This is a genomic window from Erysipelothrix piscisicarius (assembly GCF_003931795.1).
In the GTDB taxonomy this organism is placed as follows: domain Bacteria; phylum Bacillota_I; class Bacilli_A; order Erysipelotrichales; family Erysipelotrichaceae; genus Erysipelothrix; species Erysipelothrix piscisicarius.
Map to the genome: position 1 here is coordinate 1,160,038 of NZ_CP034234.1, position 21,575 is coordinate 1,181,612.

A 21,575-nucleotide genomic window follows, 5' to 3' on the forward strand; every position below is an offset into this window, starting at 1 on the left:
ATTTTTACGCTCCCATGTGTTTTATAATTATTTCGTATGCATGTGCAACAGTATAATGATTCATTAAATAATCATGTCCATTTGCACCCATTTTTTTTCTTAAATCTTGATTTGATACAAGCGTGTCAATTGCTTGATACCATGCATCAACATCAGTACTTTCAATTCCGAATCCATACTCATTTGACATTGCAATGGTTCCAATATCTGTAGCAGTGTCTGTTGCACAAACAACCGGCTTTGAAGCCTCAAGATAGGTTAAAAGGCGTTGTGGGTAATTAGGAATTGTAAAACGATGATCTAAGAAAATTAAACCAACATCACATTGACTTACAAGACTATTATATACCCTACTTTCAAGTTGCCCTAGGAAAAGTGTATTGGATATATTTTTTTCTTTAATAAATGAGGTAATAAGATCTTCTTTAGCACCCGATCCTGCAATTAAGAAAACAATACGTTCATCATTTTTAATACGATCAATACACTCAATGACAAATGGGATTGCTTGCGGAGCTCCTAAATTACCTCCGTACAAAAGAATTGTTTGATCATCTCGAATCGCATAGGCTTCACGGATAGAAATGCTGTCATGTGCCGTATTGTTTTCATTAATATCCAAAGCATTTGGTAAAATTTCAAGCCGCCCAATTGTAGAAGGATGGTGAATTTCCATGTATTTTAGGTTTGCGGGTGACATGGTACCAATTACATCAAACATTCTATAGAGCGCTTTTTCTTTATGAGCGAAGAAACGATGAATAAGTCCGTTCGCTTTCATAAAACCAAGGTCAACTGCATTTTGTGGAAATATATCCTTAAGCATGAGATAGCATAATGCATTGGGATTTTTTGATTTAAGATAGTTAACTGTTTTGAGTAACGTAATGGGTGGCGTCGAATAGAGAATTAAGTCAAACGATTCATGACCTAAATGCTTCTTAAGTGCGCTTCTAAATTGTGAATCAATTCTAAGCGTTGCGATACCTTTATCGATTAGGTTACTATTTTTCGTTAAATTTCCTGTTTTAATACCAAGATAGTGCATGCCAAATTGTTCATAATACTCGGTTTCTTGGTCTAAACGTTTTTCACGGGCATAAGCAATGGTAACATCATGACCTTTTTTTTGGAACTCAGAAAGCAAATCAAAGTAAATACTGTGACGATGCATCCCTGAATTGGTAGAACTCAAATAAAGTACTTTCATAGGACCTCCTTAATATTGCCACAATAAAGAACCATCTTTATTGTAAAGGCGTTGACGACAATACGTATCTACAGTGATCACACCATCGGGTGCAATTCGATAAAAATCGTTACTTAAAACGGGGACAATTGGCTCAAACGACTCATTAACATAAAGAAAGAAATGATAATCGATGTACTCCAAATCAAGAATTTTATAGGTATAAGGTTTATCAAATTCCACATATTTTACGCTGATAATTTCATCTCTATAAGGGAACATATTAAGAATGCTTTCCGGTAAATTCTCAACATCATAAGATTTTACTTCAAGTGGTTGTGTAGTAATTTCTTGACGTTCGGAAGCGTCATTTGTTAATGCTGACTGAATCCGTTCTTCAGTCACCTCAGCGCCGGTTAAATCGAGATATTCAGTCGATTTAAAAGCTTGTTTTAAGTCATCATTAGGTGTATATGCAACAAGTGATCCATAGACTGTGGGTTTTCGTTTAAAGCTTGGTTCAACAATCCATGTGCGATCAGTCCCTAAGATTCCATAGAGCTCTGACTCATGATCCCACATTGCATAATAAGATAAATCCTCACGATAATTCGATGAAATCGGTAATGAAGCCTGTGCATCTAAAAGTTCATCACGTTCGTCATTACAATCACGTCGAATTGTGAGATAAGCAAAGCGATTATCATAATCATCATAATTTGGACGATTGAAAATGGTATTAAAACGTAAGAGTTTGTTTGTTCCTCGATAATTAGATTGATGCATATAAGCATTGATATCTTTGTAAAGAAATAACCCCGTGAAGCATGCAAGTCCTGTATAAATGAAGCCATTCAAAATCCGGGAGTCTTTCAAGAAATAGTAATCGAGAATGTATTTAAACACAACAATGCAGAGGATAAAGGTATAAATCGTCGTACGACCAGCAATTAATTCGGAAAATTTGAGGCAGAAATAGACACCGAAGCCCAGCAATGTCGCATCCACAAGATATTTTTTAAATACGGTATCTGTGATTTTATCGTAGTGATAAAGAATTATTGCGGAAAAACCAATGCGGACGATCCCAGCGAAATTTAATACCTGTGTTTTCGCATCAATGTATCCCATTATTTTCTTCGAACCGGGAATAAATGGAAGATGCGCTAAAACACGTTGCCATGGAATAAATGCAAAGAGGAACGAGACACCTAAAAGAATAAGAAGGTTTTTCTTATTCCATTGAACATTACGCGCTAAATAAATCACTGGAATATAGAACAATACGGATATATGGAATAATGCAAGCACAGCGATTAATAACAGCGATTGCTTCTTCGACAAATGCTTCTGTGGATTAAAAAAGTAATACGATGCGACGGCCATAACAAGTCCTTGTCGTATTGCACTCAAATTCCAAACAAAGAAAAACATCCCAATAAAGAGTATTAAGGACACAAGTGACGCATTTGTTGTATCATCGATCCATTTTACAAAAAAACCAAGTGTAACTGCACCAAAGAATCCAATAAAAAATTGGAATGGAAGTCCGATAGATTTAAAGATAAAAATAAAAATTCGGAACCCGAGTTCAATGTTGCTTTGGTGGTCTAACATTTTTCCAAATGTTGAAACATTTTGAAGATTATAGAGATATTCATAGGAAAAATAATCCGTTCCTACCCCTACTCTAAAAATAACAATAATGAAAAGCGGAACTGTTGCCAAATAAAATTTTTGCTTGTTTGTCAATCTAGGTAAAAAACTGACAATAAAAGGAAAAATCAGTGCGAAATAGTACATAATTACCTCCAATAAAATAATATAAAATAATAAGTCTTAAAGATACATTCTCTAAGACTTATTCGAGCTTAAAATCCTTCAGTACTGTCTTTTTTAAATATCACGACGACGGTGCGTAGAATTAATTTAAAGTCAGTCCAAATTGAATAGTTTTCAATATACATAAGATCCATAAGAAGTTTATCTTTTGGAGATGTATTGTACTTACCTTCGATTTGAGCAAGACCTGTTAAGCCCGCTTTCACCTTGAGACGGTAAGCAAATTCCGGTAAAACTTTTTGATACGAATCGACATTTTCAAGCATTTCAGGACGCGGTCCGACAATGCTCATTTCCCCTTTTAATATATTAATAAGTTGTGGAAGTTCATCCATTCGAATTTTTCGAAGTACTTTCCCAACAGACGTAATCCGATCGTCGTGTTCTGTAGCTGAATAATTTTCAACGTTTTCTTTCATCGTACGGAATTTATAAACATCAAAAATACGGCCATCGATTGTTGCTCTTTTTTGTTTGAAAAGAATGGTACCCCCGTCATTAAGTTTGATTGCAATTGCCGCAATAATCCAGATTGGTGACGAGACTATCGCTCCGATTACCGCAACAAAAATATCTAAAATACGTTTCAATACCCGCTGTTCAAAGGATAAGCCTTGTATGTTAACTTCAACCATCGCCTTATCATCTACAACCATCGAAAATCCTGAAAGCTCCACAATATCTGAAATTGATGGCGCAAACATAAAATTCAATTGATGTTTATAGCATAGATCAACGAGACGTTTCCGCTCACTTACAGGTGTTTCTAAGATCACTACGTAATCAACATTGAAAAGCATCGCTTCTAAATTTGGATCATCAACAGTAATACACCCCAAAATATCATACTGAAGCTTAAAACGTTCCAAATAGTGATTAACCTTCGGTAAACTTTCCTGATCGTTTTTATCATAGACTATAATCGTTCGTGATGGCTTATACATTTTAAAATAGATGTAATTACCTAAATAAGCGAAGACCACAATGCCTACAATTTGAATGATCATGGTATAAAAAAGTAAATCCAATTGTTCAATTTTAAAAGATTGATTGTTGTTTGGATTTGTATTCATAACCATTAATTGAAAAAACGTTGCTAAATCTGTCAAGATAATCGCAATCGTAGAATTATAGATAATTGGTTTGCTTTTCTTAATACCAATTTCAAAAGGTCCGTAAACCTTAAGCATTAAAATTCCAATCAAGATAAAGGTTGATCCGGTAATGACCGCTGTTCTTGACCAATTTTGTAGCGCAATATTTTCTTTTCCAAAGAGATAAAAGAATACCGCTGCTAAAAACACAAAGATAAATCCCTTTAGAGCCACAATTACTAATGACTTTAGATTTTTACTCATATTTTCTCCTAATTATTAACTACTACCCGTAAAACACAAATTCGTTTTCATATAGAAACATTTTTATATTTTTAGTAATCAAATACGTTATAGATAAAGTGTTTTCACAATAAATTCCATTGAATGGGTTGAATCAAGTTTCAATGGAATAATTTTGTATAAAACGCAGTAGATAACCTATTTATCCTTGTCAATTATACCATTTTGACGTGTTAGATTCAATATTGTAGGGCTGTCTTCATTAATTGTTAAGAAAGAATTCAAAAAAACAGAATCAATTTGATTCTGTTTCAGTTGGCCAGGGATTCGGACAAATTTGCCCAAGGATCATACGTTCGTTTGAGGCTGTTGCCGAAGGAACATTACTTGGTTTTCCTGCTAATGTTTCATTCCCCAATATGGCAAACGCAATGGCTTCTTTCGCATCGCTTGAAAACCCTAAATCTTCTTGAGTACAAACTTGAATCTCTTTTGGTAACATTAAACGAATTTCTTCAAGTAATACTGGATTATAAGCGCCCCCACCGCCAATAATTACTTTATGTATCGTGTGTTTAGGCATAATATATTGTTTATATGCATTTGTAATCGAGTAGGCAGTAAACTTCGTCAAGGTGTAAATTACATCATCTGGATCATAACCTTCTTTATAGAATTCAGAGACCATTCGTTCACCAAACATTTCACGCCCTGTGGATTTGGGCGGTTCGATCTTAAGGTAGGGATGATTTATCAGTGATTGATAGAGTTCGTCGATTAACAAACCCTTTCGGGCATGGGTGCCATTCTCATCGTAGAGTTCTTGATAATAATGAGCCGTAGCCGCATTCATCATCATATTACCCGGACCTGTATCAAAGGCAAAGACATCATCGAGATGTGCATTTGCTGGAATTACGGTAACGTTTCCAATTCCACCAATATTTTGAAGCAAGACGGTCTGTGTTTTTTCACGATAAATTAAAAACTCAGGATATGGAACCAGTGGGGCTCCGTCCCCTCCAGCCACAATATCCATGACTCTAAAATTAAAAACAACTGGCACTTTATGATGGAAAGCAATCATTGATGGATCCCCAATTTGTAGCGTTGATTTCAAAAAATGATTCTGTGGGATTGGAAGGTGGTAAAGTGTTTGGCCATGAGACGCTACAAAGTCTAATGAACCTTTAAAGTTAGTCTCACTTAACACCTTCGTTGTAGCTTCGTTATAGAGCACTCCCAATTCAAAATTAAGTGAACAAATTTCATCAATTCGTGATGTCTCAGGAACACTGGCATCTAAAATACGTTGACGTAATTGTTCCGGTATTTCAAGGGTTACAAAATGGATTAATTTGCATGTAGTATCAATACCAGAACCTTGAATTTTAACTAAAGCTGCATCAATGCCATCAAGTGATGTCCCCGACATCAGACCAACCGCATATTTAGTTTCCATATTTTTCACGCTACTTATTTTCTAGAGCACGTGCAATATGACCTTGATTTTGATTTAAAAGTTGCACAGCATCTTCAACCTCAAGGTTACAAAGTTCCATAACAATTGCGACTTTAACACTCTGGTCGCTTAAATCTAACAAGTCTGTTGCACGGTCATAAGGACAACCGGTCGCATTCATAATAATACTACGCGCACGCTCAATAAGTTTTGCATTGGTTGCTTTTACATCGACCATAAGATTACCGTAGACCTTGCCCAGTTTAATCATCGCTCCGGTTGAAATCATGTTTAATACCATTTTAGTTGTAGAACCAGATTTCATGCGTGTAGAACCCGTAATGACTTCTTGACCAACTACCACTTCAATGGGATGATCTGCATATGCAGCGAGTTTACTTTCTGAAACGCATGCAACAGAAATGGTTTGTGCCCCAAGTTCTTTAGCGTATTTAAGTCCGCCGATACAATAGGGCGTACGTCCTGACGCACCGATTGCACATAAGATATCATTTTTAGAAAAATTAAGGGCTTTTAGATCTTCAACACCACGCATTTCATCATCTTCAGCCGCTTCAACTGGATGCCTTAATGCAGTATCTCCACCAGCAATAATACCAACCACAGATTCCTCACCAACACCAAAAGTTGGAAGACATTCTGATGCATCAAGAACACCAAGACGACCGGATGTACCTGCACCCATATAGACAAGGCGTCCACCTTGAGCAATAGCCTCATAGGTTGCATCTATTGCAGCTGCAATTTCGTGAGTCTGTTCACCCACTGCATCAATGACACGTTGATCTTCATTGTTAATCAAAGCTACCATCTCAACGGTATCGAGTCGATCAATATTTTTAGTATTTGGATTTTGAAGTTCAGTTCCAATTTTTGATAAATCGATTTTCATATATCTGTCCTCATTTCATTGTATATCTATTATACCTGCTTTGAAATGATATTTAAATTTATTTCACTAATGCTTGAAATAAATTTAAATATTCCGGATTGACTTGATCGTATCCCGTGTATTTACGATCTTACGACGTGTTTCTTCAATATTATTTTTGGCGACGCCTAAGTAAAGTAAATCCGAAATTGCGAGCATCGAAAAACGTGAAGCTATTGATCCCAAACGCACTTCTGACTCCTCTTTCGGTATATTAATGACGAAATCGGAATTCTTTGCCAGCTCATTACGACCGACTTGAGTAATTGCAATCGTTGTCGCACCTTTTTCTTGTGCAAGTTTTTGAGCCATAATAATTTCACGGGTTTGACCTGAATACGATAATGCAATCGTGACATCATTTTCAGTTATATGAGTTAATGACGACATTTCTAAATGGAAATCATCAAAATACACAACATCCGCATCAATCCGCACAAATTTGTGATAAAGGTCCTGACATACAATCCCTGAACCACCAATACCCAATAAATAGATACGACGTGCATTGCTAATTGCCGCAATCGCTTCATCCAACACTTCTAAATTTAAGAGTTTGTAAGTATTATCAAATGTTCGGTGATTGCTATAGTGTGATTTTCGTACCATTGTTTCAATCGTATCTTCTTCTTTAATGAGTTTATCGAACGATTGTTCTTCTTCACTATGATCTCGAGCAAGCTCTACTTTTAGGTGAGTAAATCCGTTATACCCTATTTTTTTGGAAAAACGAACGATGGCAGCCGCTGACGAATTAATTTCTTTCGCAAAATGCTGAGACGAAAAATTAACGACCTCATTTTTATTTTCGAGTATATACTCAGCGATGCGCTTTTCTGTATCAGTATAAGTGTGCATATTCTCTTTTATCCTATAAATACAACTCATCTAAAATCCTCCTATGATATTTTAATTATCCTGTTCTTGTTTAACCAACGATTGATCATACTTTCTAAAAAACGGGAAATAAACTGCTGTCGTAATCACAATTAAGAGTAATGATAAGACAAGTGATCGTACATCACCAAGGGTTGAAATAAACAAACCTAATGGCATTGGTATCACCCATGGCGCAACAATACTTGGGATTGCTACAAAACCCAACTTCATTGACCAATACGCAACAGAACCGGTGATTATGGGTGCCACGAAAAACGGTATTCTGAAGTATTGATTTTCAACGATCGGTGTTCCAAAAATAATATTTTCGTTAATATTGAATATATTTGAAACAACGCTGTCGCTTCCAAGTTGCTTAAGATGACGACTTTTCGCAAAGATTAGGTTAACGGTTAAACCTAAAGTACAACCCGAACCACCGATCCAAACACACCATCCTAAGAACGCTTCAGTTCCGATATACACCGGTAAATCCCCTGAAAAAATCATAAAGCCATTCACAAGCATCATATGGAACCAAAAAGGTCGCATTAATGTTCCAATAACACCGACACCATGAATCCCTAAAATCCAAAACATACAAATAATCATGATGAGTGAAAGCATTACAATAAATCCACTCAAAACATTGGTTATACTTATAATAACATTAGCTAGGCCTAGAAAGAAATGGTTAAAAACAAATATAAAAATAAAAAGACATAGCATGAGGACGAACGTTGGCCATAATCGATTATAGTAATCGGTAACTGCTTGGGGAACATGTTTCCCTTTAACCTTAAATTGATCCAGTCGATTAATAAAATATGATATCGCTACCACAACAATCATCGTAACGATTGGAAAAGCTGTTACGTAGCCCTTTGGAACCAAAACAATCCCAGGTAACAGAGATAAAAATACAGCACTCATTCGAAAACTTACATCAATGTCTGCATTGAGGGTTTCACTCGCAATAAGATAAGCCAATGAAACAGCGAGCATAATGCAATACAATTGGTAGAACAAGACCGCCTGGGTACGAATTGAATCAGTAATTCCCCCAATCTGATCAAACTGATAAAAGATAAATATACAAACACCTAAAATTATATTGATATAAGCCATTTTATTAATTGCATTTTTAACTGCATTTAAGGAACGACTTCCCTGTACCAATGTAACGAACTTTTCTAAAAACATAATCAACTTCCTCTTCTAATTACTCATAATACCAATAATATTTTAAAAAAGAAGGATTGAATCCTTCTTAGTCAATGCGTACAAATTTAATTTTAGTATAACGATCAATGGAACATACAAGATCAACATAGTCTGGATGTATAAATCCGATTACATTTGTTCGAGCATCCATTGGAAATGCTTTCTTACAAATTTGCATTTCACCACTGTAACGTCCAGATAATTCGTTTTCGATGGTAATGGCTCCACGAACCCGTGCGCCATTATCCATTACAGGAATTCCCGGAATCCGTGGTGTTAACATACGAATAACATGTTCCGATAAATCCTTACGAACTTCAAACGTTTTATCATACATTGAAGGTGCATGCTTACTAAAAAATGCAGGTATATGCATGATTGAGTCTTTCATATACGATTCAATATAAAATAATGTTTCAAGGTGTGCTTTACTATCACCAATTAAAATATCTGTGATACCACAATCATGCATGAGCTCTACAGCTGCAAGATATGGATTACATTGACGGTGTTTCTCAACCGTTGGTAAGCCTTCGTAAAGTGGGAATCGTTTTAGCGCATCCCCTGGAACAAATGCCATAATTTTAATTTTATGTCGAATAAACACTTCATTAATTTTTTTAAAATAGTCTAATGAAAGTCCCGTCTCTGTTTTAGGATAAAAGTTATGTAAAACAGAAATGTTATTAAAATCGACACCCGCTTCCAAAGCATCGAGAATATACGGTTCATTTACAACACTTGCATTTAACATTAAGTCAAAATCTTTTTGAAGTGCTTTAACGATTTCAAAATCATCAAATCCGTAATCCAAACGCAATGACGTAAATCCAAGTTCTTTTAATGCTTGATAGTCATTGGCCTTAATGCCTAATTTCTCAAACGTTGCGGGGGAGATATCAGGTACCAATTCAAGACCCAATCGTTTTACTTCTGCTAAGAATTTTGGCATTTCTTGATCAAGTTTCGACAAATCTTCTTCTGGGATATGGAGTGAAGTAAATAAATACTTCACTCCAATGGCAGCAGCAGCTTCCAAATACCCATAATCTAAATCTTTAAAATAACTCGAAATACCTAACATAATTTAATTTTCTTTCGCTTCTTCTACAGCAGCCATTTCAGCAAGGTCATTTTTCTCCATTGCTTTAACAAATGGATAGAAGCAGAGGAACATAAATACCCATCCAACAAGGACGAATACGGTTGCAGGAATACTTCCAGCTGTCGCTAAATAAGTTTTAATTGGTGCAGGTGTAATCCAAGAAATCATTAATGCCGGTACAGGAATCACACCAAGCGTTGTTAGAATAATTGCAGCAAGTGCAAGTACTAAGTAGCTTAAGATAAATGGAATCATCATCAGTGGATTCAACATAATTGGTAATCCAAAGATAAGTGGTTCCCCAATATTGAATAACGATGCTGCTAATGCAAGTTTACCCAGACCGCTTAAACGTGGCGATTTAGACATAATTAAGCAAAGTGATAATGGGAACAATCCTGTCCAAATATAGTTATCCATAAATACGGATGTATAAGTATGTGGTAAATTTGCAAGACTTCCGGTAGCTTCAAATGCAGCAAGGTTTAATTGTGACATTTGACCCCAGAATGTTCCACCAACTGAGTTTACAATGTTTGAACCATGAATACCAACAGCCCATAAGATCCGGTTTAAAAGTGTTGCGATCATCACAACGATTGGTGAATCACCAACAGCTACTAATGGTTTGAACACACCAGCAATTAATTCTGGAATGTTTAATTGGAAAACATGACCGAGTAACCACCAGAATAAAATGACAAAGAAACTTGGAATTAGAGCGATAAATGATTGAGATACCATTGGTGGAACCCCTTCAGGCATTTTAATAACAAGTTTTTTATTAACAACGAAACGATAGATTTCAACAGTAATAATTGCCACAATCAGTGCCGCAAATACTCCAAGAGCTCCCATATACGTTGATGGAACCCCTGTAAACTTACCTTCAACACCATCAACCATTGTTGTAACAGTTTGTGCAGGATTTAAAAGTAAGAATGATGCAACCGCAAGAATCATTGGTTGAACAATATCATGATTTTCTCCGCGTTGTTTGTTGTAGTACTCTACTAAACCATAAGATGTCGTGATAACAGTATATAAAGCAATAAATCCAGTACCGACTCCAGAAGCTGCCGCAATAACCCAGCGATTATCTCCTAAAAAATCAGTCCATGCTTTAACTGGGAATGATGCAACAAGTAAAAATACAGAACCAATAACTAATAAAGACATGATTCCAAGTCCAGTACGTTGCATTACTTGAACGTATTTCAATTGAGAAAATTTAATTAATGGTGGGGCAATCTTCTCTTCTATAAATTGTGTTAACTTCTCCATATTAACTCCCTTTCTTGCACTTGTTAGTGCTTACATATGAATAGTAACCGATTTCAAAATATATTTCAACCTTTCTTTGTAAATATTGGAATAATATTTCAATATATTCGTTTTTAATTGTAATCGGTTCCATATTTTGCTAATATGATTTTGTAGAAAGAGGTATAAATTATGAATACAATTATTATTAATAGCCCTATTATGCAAAAGCAAATTCAAAAAATTGTTGAAGGAATGACAGATCCTAAATGTACATTTATTAAGAAAGATGGAATCAAGCTCTACTTTGAAACGGATATGGAAGACAAAGATGAAGCTTGCAAACGCATTAAAGCTGAAATTAAAAAGGATCCAATGGCGGGTGCAATTATGTTCACCGTTAAAGCAGATGAATACATTTAAATAAAAAGAAAAGAAAACGTTCACGGATGCAGTGAACGTTTTTTTATACAAGATATCATGTTTTAATATTACCCGTCTATGTTGTGATCGGGATATGTACTGACCATTTGTGTCTTAGAAATGCGTTTATAAAACATTCGATAATTCCTATGAAACATCGTTGATAGAACATGTATCATCATAAAAATCCAATAACCCATAATAATTAAAAGATAGAGCACTGAAGTGAGCGTATCGATGTATGGATTTGATGTCGAGAGCCCTTTAACGAGTAAACCACTTAGATCGCCAAATCGTATCATAAAGACATATACAAGAAGGCAACGCATCAAAATACCTTTAACTCTGGATTGTGATTCATCTACTTCAATTCGAATTTGCACGATAGACATTCCTAAGGTTGACCCTTGATGTGAAAGAGGCCATACAAAAAAGAAAAACATAAGTCCATAAAATGAGTCACGGACTCAAATACTGGATATTGAGGAACCCCCGGCATTACCGCACGCATTCCAAGTGTAAAGATTGAAATCGCAAGCGTCATGATGACGCTATCTATTAGATAAGCAATAAGACGTCTCACATACGTTACCGTTACAGATTTTTCCGCAGATTCGAGATCTAAAGCCTCGCGTGTAGGAAAGAAATAGGTCATTGCGGGTGCAATTGCATAACCTATTAATCCACCCATACTGTTTAAAATCAAATCATCAACATCAAACAATCGATAAGGTCCTGGATAAATCCCATAGAGACCGGTAATTTGTGTAAGTTCAAAAAACAGCGACAAGCTAAAACTTAAAATCAATGTTTTTTTCAAGTCACACTTAAAGTATAACGAAGGTAAATCCCAAAGGGTAGTGTCATCACAATATTAAATACAGGTTGTGTGAACACCCCTTCGCGCAATCCGACAACAAGTGATCTTGGATCTGAGAAACGCATGGATGTTTCACGGATAAAGTCTGAAACAAACGTAAATGGAATGAGTTGAATCATCTCACGCCAATGTGTATGAACATGTTCACGCTCAGGTAACGGTAAAATCACAAGGTAAAATGCACAGAGCAAATAGAATATAAAACTGTAAACTACAAACGCACGCCACTTCGATACCGACCCATGTTTATGATAGTCATACATTAAATATGGAACTAGAATTGCGAATGCAATGAATGGAAAACTGATTAAAGCAGTTCGTATTGGATAGAGATAGGTTTGCATCATCATTTAACCTTTCAAATTTATTTGCGTTCTAAATATTCTTCGTAGGTTCCAAGATAATCAACTAGAGTACCATCTTCTTTAAATTCCATAATGCGTGTTGCCGTTGTTTCAATAATTTGATGATCATGTGAGGCAAGAAGAATTGTTCCTGGAAATTTAATAAGTGCATTATTAAGTGCGGTGATTGACTCCATATCAAGGTGGTTTGTTGGTTCATCAAGAATCAACACATTTTTACCCATGATCATCATTTTAGACATCATACAACGTACTTTTTCACCACCGGATAAAACATTAAGTTTTTTTAATGCGTCATCCCCCGCAAAAATCATTCGACCTAAAAAGCCGCGAACATAGGTCTCGTCTTTTTCGTCAGAAAATTCCATCAACCAATCAACAATTCGTGCGTCATTTTCAAAATCTTCATCAAAGTTTTTATTAAAATAACCATAATCAACGCTTGAACCCCAATGAACTGATCCTGCATCCGGTTGAACACGTTCCGTAATAATATCAAAAAAGCGTGATTTTGTGATTTCTTGATCACCCACAAAGGCTACCTTTTCACCATTTCCTATGGTGAAACTTAAATTTGTGAAAAGTTGTTTTACTTCAAGGCTCGCACTTAGATCACTTACTTCCAATACGGAACTACCAAGATTACGTTTTGGTTTAAATTCAATAAATGGATAGCGACGTTTTGAAGGTACCATTTCATCGAGTTTAATTTTTGAGAGTGCTTGTTTACGTGATGTTGCTTGTTTTGATTTCGAAGCATTGGCACTAAAGCGGTCAATAAAATCTTGAAGTTCTTTAATTTTTTCTTCTTTTTTCTTATTTGCGTCCTTCATTTGACGAAGCATTAATTGACTGGATTCATACCAGAAGTCATAATTCCCAACAAATAATTGAATTTTACCAAAATCAATATCAGCAATATGTGTACACGTTTTATTTAAAAAGTGACGGTCATGTGATACAAGAATAACGGTGCTTTCAAAATTAATTAAAAATTCTTCAAGCCATTGAATTGCTTCAAGGTCAAGGTGGTTGGTAGGCTCATCAAGTAAAAGAATATCGGGATTACCAAAAATTGCTTGAGCTAATAAGACCTTAACTTTGTCCGAACCTGGGAGTTGTTCCATCTTGGCTTCATGGTATTGACGATCAACACCTAAACCATTTAAAAGTGTAAAGACCTCTGCTTCCGCATTCCAACCATCCATATCCGCAAATTGTTCTTCCAATTCTCCTGCGCGAATACCATCCGCTTCCGAGAAATCTTCCTTTGCGTAAATAACCTCTTTTTCTTTCATAATTTCATAAAGTTTTTCATTCCCCATGATAACTGTCTCTAAAACCGTATAATCATCAAATGCAAAGTGATCTTGCTTTAGAAATGAAAGACGTTTGCCACTTGGAATGGAGATGTGACCGCTTGTGGGTTCAAGTTCTCCCGATAAGAGTTTAAGGAAGGTTGATTTCCCTGCACCATTGGCTCCGATTACACCATAACAATTCCCTTCAGTAAATGTTATTGATACCTCTTCGAATAATGCCTTGCCATCAAACATTAACGATAAATTATTTGTACTAATCACTGATATTCTCCTTTAAATTCATTCAAACTCCTATTATAGAGTAAATTTATAAATAAACAATAAAAACAAGACAGATTTGTCTTGGTTTTTACGTTACTTATCTGCATACTAGTATAGCAAATTTTTGTGAATTTAGTACTCAAATGATATTAAAGCCATTATAGCCATGACACATTGCCGGTAGTGATGTCATAAAATGCACTGATAACTTTTACATCATGGCGTTGAATCGAGGAATTTTCCGCAATTTTAAGAGCTGTTTTTCGTGCGTGATTTGCTGAAGAAATGTCAATCCCTTCTTGCACTACATGCGCCTGAATCTGATCAACAATCGTTTTCAAATTCCCTTTTAAGGACAGTTGATGATAAGCAGCATTAATTGCTCCACATTGACTGTGCCCTAAAACAACAACCAAAGGTGTTTTAAGATTTTCAACCGCATATTCAATGCTTCCTAACACCGAAGCATCCGTAACATTCCCAGCATTTTGAATTAAAAACAAATCTCCCAACTTACAATCAAAAATAATATCAGGGGATACCCGTGAATCCGAACAACTTAGGATAATTGCATAAGGATTTTGTCCCTCCCCTAAGTCTTGCATGTCATGTTGTGAATGATGTGAATTTTTAACGGTTTGGTGGGTAAACCGAACATTACCATCCTTTAATAAATGAAGTGAATTTTCCCATTGATGCTTCATAAACGATTCTCCTCTTGCAATCTTTTAAATTAAACGATTTTCTGTGTTTTATTATAAAGTGAATCCACATCGAAACAAACGACTGTCATGAAACCTTCACAAAATGTCATTAAGAATTCTTCTCGTGTATTTAAGGTAAGAGTGCTATGATATTAAAAGAATGGAGCTGAATTATGAAAGCAGAAATTATTTGTGTAGGAACGGAATTGTTGTTAGGGGATGTTGTGAATACAAATGCGACATACATCGCGCAACAACTTGCAAGCAATGGAATCTTTTGTTATCACCAAAGTGTTGTTGGTGATAATCCAAACCGTCTGGAAGAGACGTTTAAAGAGGCGTTGAAACGAAGCGAACTCATTATTTTCACTGGAGGATTGGGTCCGACTTATGATGACTTAACCAAAGAAGTGATTGCAGAGGTCTTAGAACGCCCCCTTACCCTTCATCAACCTTCAATGAACAAACTTGAAGCATATTTTAAAACCACTGGCAGATCAATGACCGAAAATAATATCAAGCAAGCAATGATTCCACAAGGTGCCCATGTTTTTGAAAATTTATGCGGTACAGCTCCTGGAGTTTGCATTGAAACTAAGAATCATACCGTGATAATGTTGCCCGGTCCACCCCGTGAAATGACGATGATGTTTGAAACATCTGTGAACGATTATCTAAGCCAAAAGACTAACTTAGTACTTGTATCTCATAAACTCTATTTATTTGGAATTGGGGAATCAAAAGTTGAATCGATTTTAAAAGATAAAATGATCGATTATCAAAACACTACCATCGCCCCCTATGTAGCGGATGGTAGTGTGATGTTGCGTGTTACAGCCAGTGGCAAAATCTACCAAGAAGCAGATGCACTCATTAAACCAGTTCTTGAAGAAATAAAAGACTTATTCTACGATTTTTATTACAGTACTGATATTCCCGCTTTGGAATCGGTGATCGTTCCCTTACTTGCAAGTAAAAATATGACGGTTGCAACTGCAGAAAGTTGTACCGGTGGGTTAATCAGTACTCGAATAACGCGTGTATCCGGGAGCTCCCAAGTATTTAATTTAGGTGTGACAACATACTCAAATGAACAAAAACATAAAATTTTAAACATACCTCAAGCGTATTTTGAAACCGTGGGTGCTGTTTCACCTGAAGTGGCAGCACAAATGGCCACAAACGTTCGATTATTGGCTGAATCGGATCTTGGAGTTGGGATAACCGGCATCGCTGGACCAACAGGCGGTTCTGATGAAAAACCTGTTGGTTTGGTTTATGTGGCTATAGCCACTGCGGAACGTGTATCTGTTAAAAGATTACAATTAGGACGAAATCATGCGAATGAGCGCATTCATATTCAAGAAATGGCAACGAACCATGCTTTGAAATTGATTTTAGACGAAGTTAAAAACAAATAAAAAAACGATGTAGCTAAACGACAAAAGGCTACATCGTTTTCATGTCGAAATATATTCAAGGAGAAGTGCGAATATATTTTTCGGTCCAATGTATCGGGCATACATTTCCCCCCAGACCGTTCGACAAAGATAATAATAAAATCTAATTCTTAATATCACCTTAACTAAAACTTAAATCGATTTAAGGTCCCGAGACCACAATTCAAAATTCATAAACAACACCTTCATTCAACAGAAAAATTCAAATCAAAGCGAAAGATATCCATTAATCAATAAAACAGTGTATAATCCTTATTATAGTGCATGAGCGGGGGATCAATATTATGAATAAAAAGAATCTCATAACCTACTTTCTATTAATATCGGTGTGTATTGGTTTGTTTATGTATTCATCTTTAAATCCATTTATGAAACACACACGTTTTTATAAATGCGGTAATGAATTGGAATCTCAACTCATTTTAACGCATACTGGATCTTACGTTATTCTCAATCAAGATGGAACCTTTTATAAAGACAATTATCATCGCACATTTTTAAGATCGTTTCGTTTAACAGACCATAAAGATGTACTGATTGCCTCTTTAAATAAATCCATTCGATTTAAATCGCGAAGTCATGGAGATATGGTCTGTCAACAGAACTACCTCAATGATGAACTCAAAAGCACTGACCGTATGGCACAATTAATTCGGGATCATCACAATCACTTGATTGAATTGAGTGACCTTATTAAGAATAAGACGAATAATACCAGTCCTTTAATTACCTATAATACGATAGACTACCAAATAACTTTATTTGAAAAAAACTTCGACCATATTCTCGGTAATTAAGTTAATTTCACTTAAAATCCATCTTCACGCTATAAACTAAAATTCTAGAAATTGGGGTCTGTTATGAATAAATTATCACGCCTTGAGATTCTCTCTCTCGGTATTACTGTTTTTTCCATGTTTTTTGGAGCGGGAAACCTTATTTTCCCATCCATGATCGGTTACCAATCGGGATACAACCTTCCGATATCGATTTTTCTTTGCTTTGTCTGCAGTATTTTAACCTTTTAGGAATCTGTGCAGTTGCGAAAGCAGAAGGATTTTATCAATCGGATCAAGGTTCATCCTTACTTCGCTACAGCTTTTACAGTTGTCATCTATATATCAATAGGCCCCGGCTTAGCGATCCCGCGTGCGGGTACAATGCCTTTTGAAATCGCAATAAAACCGATGTTGGCTGAGTCGCATTTAGGAATTGGTATGTTTGTTTATACGCTTGTATTCTTTGGTCTAGCTGGTTGGTTGTCAATGAAACCAAGTAAATTGGTGGATCGCATGGGAAAAGTTCTAACACCGATTCTTTTGAGTCTTTTAGTGCTTACTTCGATTTTAATTTTTTCAAATCATACGCAAATTATCCTCCCACCGCAAGATCCTTATCGTCTCCATCCTGCAACCGCGGCCTTTGTCGACGGATATATGACGATGGATGCGATTGGGTCGCTTACCGTTGGGCTTGTCCTTTCGATGATTATTCGTGATTTCGGGGTTACAGACAAAAAAGTTATTCGCAAAACAACATATCGTGTTGGAGCAATTGCCGCAGTTTTATTATTTCTTGTATACATCCTTTTAGCGCTTTTAGGCTCTCATATCGCACCAAGTTTACCCAATGCCACAAACGGTGCGGGAGTACTCATTGCGGTGTCATATGCCGCCTATGGCACTTATGGACCCATTGTACTTGGGATTATCTTTACCCTTGCATGCTTAACAACCTGTGTCGGTCTCATTACCTCATGCAGTAAATATTTCTCAGAGCTACTCAAAATTCTCAATTATGAAAAATTTGTCGTTTTACTTTCGAGTATAAGTTTAGTAATTGGAAACTTCGGACTCAATCAAATATTAGCCATCAGTTCACCAATACTGAGTGCAATCTATCCAATTGCGATTACATTGATACTCCTTACATTGATTGGGAACATCCCGGATATAACCTTTAAAATTACAACCCTTGTTGTCGGAAGTATAAGCGTTATGTCAAGCATTAACCATGCTCAGAATACATTCTTTAAAATTGTAAGTGAACTTCCTTTACATCAACTTAAATTATCATGGGTAATTCCTGGAATTATCATTGCAATTGTCACGACGCTTTATGCAAACCTCACTCAAATTGAGGCGTAAAAAAAACGACCGAAGTCGTTTTTTTTATTTGCCGATCTTTTCTTTGACCCATGCAAAGAATCCTTTATGTTCTTTGACTGTTTCTTCAATTACTTTCGTTTCTTTCTCTTTTTTTATGGCTTCAGTTCTCATAATCATTTTCGAACTTCCTTCCATATCGGAGCCAAGGCCACTTATTGTTGTGTTGCTTTCAGCAATTTCAATAAGCCCATCTTTCACATCCAGCACGCGAGTTAAATCATCAAGACTTATTTCATCATGTGACTTAGCTTCAGCGAGGCCTTCAGAAACCTTGTTGTTTAATTCCATTGAACCTTCAGCCAGTTTTGAGGATCCTGATTCAAGTTGAGAGCCGGCTACATATGCCTGAGTGGTTCCACTTGCAAGTGCATCGAGACCTTCTTTGACAGAACTTGATCCATCATTAAGTTGGTTCATTCCATTGGATAATTCCGTAGCACCTGAAGCAAGTTTTGATGATCCTTCCAATAAAAGCTTACTTCCTTCAAACGCCTCTTTTGATTTAGCATCAAGAACCATAGCGCCTTCGTTAAGTTTTTTTGCGTTTTCATTCAGTAACATCGAAACATTCTCAAATTGTTCCAAACCGTTGTCCAGTTGGCCAAGACCCGTTAAAACAGCTTTTTGATTTGTATTCACAGTTTCAAGTCCTTGTTTCACGGCTTCACTACCCTCTACAAGTTTTGGAAGTTGTGAGTCGATTTGGCCATAAATTGAATTTACAGCTGCATTCGATTGTTCAAGGGCATGAACCGTTTTAACGAGTGCTTCGTATTCTTGTTGAATTTCTGTACGGTCTTTTTCTTCTGGAATGAGTGCAATTGCCTTTTCAAGTACAGATATTTGATCTTTCAATGATGCAATGGTTTGTGTAGATTGATTAATTTGATTTAATCCCATTGTATTAGCACCTTGAACTCCCGTTACACCGGTGACAACTTGATCAGTGCCTTCGGTAAGTTGTTGTGTTCCTGCATCAATTTGGGCCATACCTGAATTGAGTTTTGAAACTGAATCTTTAACTGGTTTCAATGCTTCAGAAGCCTTAACAAAACCATCACTTAACTGTGTTGCTTTTGACGCATACTGTGTCACACCTTCACTTAAAGCCATGTACCCATGACTTAACTGTGCAGCTTTTTCACCAAACAGCGAGGTATTGTCAGCAAGGGATTGTGCACCAACTGAACTGCGATAGATTCCATCGAAGAAAACACCTGCTCCAGATGAAAGTTCATGCGATCCATCGTTAATCTTACCAACTGCATTTACATAGTCAGTAATACTACTATTTAATTGATTTGAACCCTCCGATAATTGTTGTGTTCCATCAGCAAGTTGGTTGGCAGCATCTTTTAATGTATCAATGCTTCTTGCGATATCGTCAACACGATCGAAATGCTCTAATGCATCTAAATCAGGAATGTTTGAAGTTGCGGTAAAAACAATTGGACTCATTTCGAAATCTACAACATTCGCTTGGACTTCAATATGGTTATCAAGACCAAATAAGTCTTTAGTAATACCTAAATTCTCTTTCATCCCTGGAAGCACTGCAAAGGTTGCGATTTGATTGTTTCCATCTTGAATTAACTTACCTGTATTCACAGTAACATCTTTAAAGACGTCTGATGATAAGTTCATGACCGTTGCAACCAAATAAGGTGCATAACCGTTCTTAGTACCTCCATTTTTTAATTTAATAGTGCGTGGATCGTTATTTTTAATGTCAATTAAAATTTTCAATCGACCACTTTGTCCTAGAATTTCTTCAGGACGAACCGTTTTACCATCTAAGGTATAGTGTATGGTTGTCTCAATTGGTAGAGCTTGTTCAAGATCACCTTGATAATACACATCTTTTTGATCGGTATTCCAAAGTACTGTATTTCCAGCAATTCCCGGTTGATCATCTGTTTTAACATTTACAATATTTTTTAGATTGGATTGATCCGTTACTGTTTTTAGTGCTTTATCTGAATGCAAGTGTACACTCGATACTTTATGGAGGACCCGACCATCACTATCTAAATTTACAAATACAGTTTCATCTTTTTTTATGGGTTCATCTGCACTAACTGGTATAACTGCAACCATAATTATCGCAATTGCTCCACTGAGTGCACGGATTGAATTTTTAGTCTTCATTCGTTCTTACATCTCCTTTATTACGTTTGATCCATCCGCGTGTTGTTTTACTAATAATGCCTTCACAGCCAAGTAAAATACCCGGAAGGATAAATAAAATAACCAGCGTAGAAATGATCGCACCGCGTGCAATCATGCCACTTAAACTTGATACCAGTTCCATCTCCGAAATCATAGCGACGCCAACTGTTGAACCGAAAAACGCTAATCCGCTTGTTGTAATTGACTTAGCAGACTCTTTAACAGCGATTTCCATCGCATCATGTTTTTCTAAACCATTTCCACACTCTTCTTTAAATCGCGTAGTAAGCAGTATGGCGTAATCGACTGTAGCACCTAATTGGATAGAACCAATTACAATACCGGCGATAAAAGGTATTGATGATCCCATATAGAATGGAACACTCATGTTGATAAAGATGGCAAGCATAATTGCGGCGATTAGAAGAACCGGAATCGATACAGACATAAAGACAAGGGCAATAATGATAAATACTGCCGCAAAGCTTAGCGTATTAACACGAGCAAAGTCTTCGTCCGCAATATCAATGAGGTCTTTCGTTAATACCCTTCTCAGTTAATAATGCGTTG

17 protein-coding genes and 2 pseudogenes are annotated in these 21,575 nt (G+C 36.2%); 4 read left to right on the top strand and 15 right to left on the bottom strand.

Going from position 1 to position 21,575, the window contains the following annotated elements; all coding sequences use genetic code 11:
• Positions 1–4 precede the first annotated feature (4 nt).
• The 9 genes from EEI45_RS05835 to EEI45_RS05875 all read right to left on the bottom strand — a co-directional run bounded on the left by EEI45_RS05835 (position 5) and on the right by EEI45_RS05875 (position 11,274).
• Entirely contained in the window at positions 5–1,210 is a 1,206-nt protein-coding gene (locus EEI45_RS05835) for a glycosyltransferase family 4 protein (protein WP_125164504.1), read from the bottom strand.
• A gap of 9 nt (positions 1,211–1,219) precedes the next feature.
• Positions 1,220–2,992, bottom strand: a complete 1,773-nt coding sequence (locus EEI45_RS05840) for an EpsG family protein (protein WP_125164505.1) — start codon at positions 2,990–2,992, stop codon at positions 1,220–1,222.
• Positions 2,993–3,060: 68 nt separating this feature from the next.
• Complete coding sequence (locus tag EEI45_RS05845) at positions 3,061–4,389, bottom strand: exopolysaccharide biosynthesis polyprenyl glycosylphosphotransferase (protein WP_125164506.1); 1,329 nt, start codon at positions 4,387–4,389, stop codon at positions 3,061–3,063.
• Positions 4,390–4,663: 274 nt separating this feature from the next.
• Complete coding sequence (gene anmK, locus EEI45_RS05850) at positions 4,664–5,830, bottom strand: anhydro-N-acetylmuramic acid kinase AnmK (RefSeq protein ID WP_125164507.1); 1,167 nt, start codon at positions 5,828–5,830, stop codon at positions 4,664–4,666.
• Positions 5,831–5,840: 10 nt separating this feature from the next.
• Positions 5,841–6,743: an N-acetylmuramic acid 6-phosphate etherase gene (murQ, locus tag EEI45_RS05855; protein WP_125164508.1), complete on the bottom strand. Its 903-nt coding sequence runs from the start codon at positions 6,741–6,743 to the stop codon at positions 5,841–5,843.
• An 84-nt stretch (positions 6,744–6,827) separates the two neighbouring features.
• Positions 6,828–7,670, bottom strand: a complete 843-nt coding sequence (locus tag EEI45_RS05860; RefSeq protein ID WP_125164509.1) for a MurR/RpiR family transcriptional regulator — start codon at positions 7,668–7,670, stop codon at positions 6,828–6,830.
• A gap of 21 nt (positions 7,671–7,691) precedes the next feature.
• A complete protein-coding gene (locus tag EEI45_RS05865; protein ID WP_125164510.1) occupies positions 7,692–8,864 on the bottom strand; it encodes a PTS transporter subunit EIIC in 1,173 nt (390 codons plus the stop codon).
• Positions 8,865–8,931: 67 nt separating this feature from the next.
• Complete coding sequence (locus tag EEI45_RS05870) at positions 8,932–9,969, bottom strand: MupG family TIM beta-alpha barrel fold protein (RefSeq protein WP_125164511.1); 1,038 nt, start codon at positions 9,967–9,969, stop codon at positions 8,932–8,934.
• Positions 9,970–9,972: 3 nt separating this feature from the next.
• Positions 9,973–11,274, bottom strand: coding sequence for a PTS sugar transporter subunit IIC (locus EEI45_RS05875; RefSeq protein WP_125164512.1), 1,302 nt, complete (start codon positions 11,272–11,274; stop codon positions 9,973–9,975).
• Between the two features lie 171 nt (positions 11,275–11,445).
• On the opposite strand from EEI45_RS05875, the gene EEI45_RS05880 reads away from it, so the two are divergent.
• The gene (locus EEI45_RS05880; RefSeq protein ID WP_125164513.1) at positions 11,446–11,676 is read left to right on the top strand and encodes a hypothetical protein; all 231 of its coding nucleotides are present in this window, start codon (positions 11,446–11,448) and stop codon (positions 11,674–11,676) included.
• 68 nt (positions 11,677–11,744) lie between these two features.
• On the opposite strand, the gene EEI45_RS09345 is transcribed toward EEI45_RS05880, so the two are convergent.
• The 4 genes and pseudogenes from EEI45_RS09345 to EEI45_RS05895 all read right to left on the bottom strand — a co-directional run bounded on the left by EEI45_RS09345 (position 11,745) and on the right by EEI45_RS05895 (position 15,208).
• Positions 11,745–12,068 (bottom strand): hypothetical protein, encoded by a 324-nt coding sequence (locus EEI45_RS09345; RefSeq protein WP_228410246.1) that lies wholly within the window; start codon positions 12,066–12,068, stop codon positions 11,745–11,747.
• Between the two features lie 2 nt (positions 12,069–12,070).
• Positions 12,071–12,906: pseudogene (locus EEI45_RS10085) on the bottom strand (VanZ family protein).
• A 14-nt stretch (positions 12,907–12,920) separates the two neighbouring features.
• Complete coding sequence (locus EEI45_RS05890; protein ID WP_125164514.1) at positions 12,921–14,504, bottom strand: ABC-F family ATP-binding cassette domain-containing protein; 1,584 nt, start codon at positions 14,502–14,504, stop codon at positions 12,921–12,923.
• Positions 14,505–14,662: 158 nt separating this feature from the next.
• Positions 14,663–15,208, bottom strand: a complete 546-nt coding sequence (locus EEI45_RS05895; RefSeq protein WP_125164515.1) for a carbonic anhydrase — start codon at positions 15,206–15,208, stop codon at positions 14,663–14,665.
• A 173-nt stretch (positions 15,209–15,381) separates the two neighbouring features.
• Here EEI45_RS05895 and EEI45_RS05900 point away from each other — a divergent pair, with 173 nt between their 5' ends.
• The 3 genes and pseudogenes from EEI45_RS05900 (at position 15,382) to brnQ (ending at position 18,815) form a co-directional block, all read left to right on the top strand.
• Positions 15,382–16,629: a competence/damage-inducible protein A gene (locus EEI45_RS05900; protein WP_125164516.1), complete on the top strand. Its 1,248-nt coding sequence runs from the start codon at positions 15,382–15,384 to the stop codon at positions 16,627–16,629.
• 323 nt (positions 16,630–16,952) lie between these two features.
• Positions 16,953–17,465, top strand: a complete 513-nt coding sequence (locus EEI45_RS05905) for a hypothetical protein (RefSeq protein WP_125164517.1) — start codon at positions 16,953–16,955, stop codon at positions 17,463–17,465.
• Between the two features lie 63 nt (positions 17,466–17,528).
• Positions 17,529–18,815 (top strand): annotated as a pseudogene (gene brnQ / locus EEI45_RS05910) (branched-chain amino acid transport system II carrier protein).
• Between the two features lie 24 nt (positions 18,816–18,839).
• Here the strand turns inward: brnQ and EEI45_RS05915 are convergent.
• Positions 18,840–20,984, bottom strand: a complete 2,145-nt coding sequence (locus EEI45_RS05915; RefSeq protein WP_125164518.1) for a hypothetical protein — start codon at positions 20,982–20,984, stop codon at positions 18,840–18,842.
• On the bottom strand, positions 20,974–21,561 hold the full coding sequence (locus tag EEI45_RS09360; RefSeq protein WP_228410576.1) for an MMPL family transporter: 588 nt from the start codon (positions 21,559–21,561) through the stop codon (positions 20,974–20,976). The genes EEI45_RS05915 and EEI45_RS09360 overlap by 11 nt, the downstream gene beginning before the upstream one ends.
• Positions 21,562–21,575: the final 14 nt, after the last annotated feature.

Coding starts and splice junctions, on each gene's coding strand:
- EEI45_RS05880 (WP_125164513.1), top strand. CDS start 11,446: ATGAATACAATTATTATTAATAGCCCTATTATGCAAAAGCAAATTCAA.
- murQ (WP_125164508.1), bottom strand. CDS start 6,743: ATGAAAATCGATTTATCAAAAATTGGAACTGAACTTCAAAATCCAAAT.
- EEI45_RS05900 (WP_125164516.1), top strand. CDS start 15,382: ATGAAAGCAGAAATTATTTGTGTAGGAACGGAATTGTTGTTAGGGGAT.
- EEI45_RS05835 (WP_125164504.1), bottom strand. CDS start 1,210: ATGAAAGTACTTTATTTGAGTTCTACCAATTCAGGGATGCATCGTCAC.
- EEI45_RS05870 (WP_125164511.1), bottom strand. CDS start 9,969: ATGTTAGGTATTTCGAGTTATTTTAAAGATTTAGATTATGGGTATTTG.
- EEI45_RS05865 (WP_125164510.1), bottom strand. CDS start 8,864: ATGTTTTTAGAAAAGTTCGTTACATTGGTACAGGGAAGTCGTTCCTTA.
- EEI45_RS05845 (WP_125164506.1), bottom strand. CDS start 4,389: ATGAGTAAAAATCTAAAGTCATTAGTAATTGTGGCTCTAAAGGGATTT.
- EEI45_RS05875 (WP_125164512.1), bottom strand. CDS start 11,274: ATGGAGAAGTTAACACAATTTATAGAAGAGAAGATTGCCCCACCATTA.
- EEI45_RS05840 (WP_125164505.1), bottom strand. CDS start 2,992: ATGTACTATTTCGCACTGATTTTTCCTTTTATTGTCAGTTTTTTACCT.
- EEI45_RS05895 (WP_125164515.1), bottom strand. CDS start 15,208: ATGAAGCATCAATGGGAAAATTCACTTCATTTATTAAAGGATGGTAAT.
- EEI45_RS05905 (WP_125164517.1), top strand. CDS start 16,953: ATGAATAAAAAGAATCTCATAACCTACTTTCTATTAATATCGGTGTGT.
- EEI45_RS05915 (WP_125164518.1), bottom strand. CDS start 20,984: ATGAAGACTAAAAATTCAATCCGTGCACTCAGTGGAGCAATTGCGATA.
- EEI45_RS09345 (WP_228410246.1), bottom strand. CDS start 12,068: ATGTCTATCGTGCAAATTCGAATTGAAGTAGATGAATCACAATCCAGA.
- anmK (WP_125164507.1), bottom strand. CDS start 5,830: ATGGAAACTAAATATGCGGTTGGTCTGATGTCGGGGACATCACTTGAT.
- EEI45_RS05860 (WP_125164509.1), bottom strand. CDS start 7,670: ATGAGTTGTATTTATAGGATAAAAGAGAATATGCACACTTATACTGAT.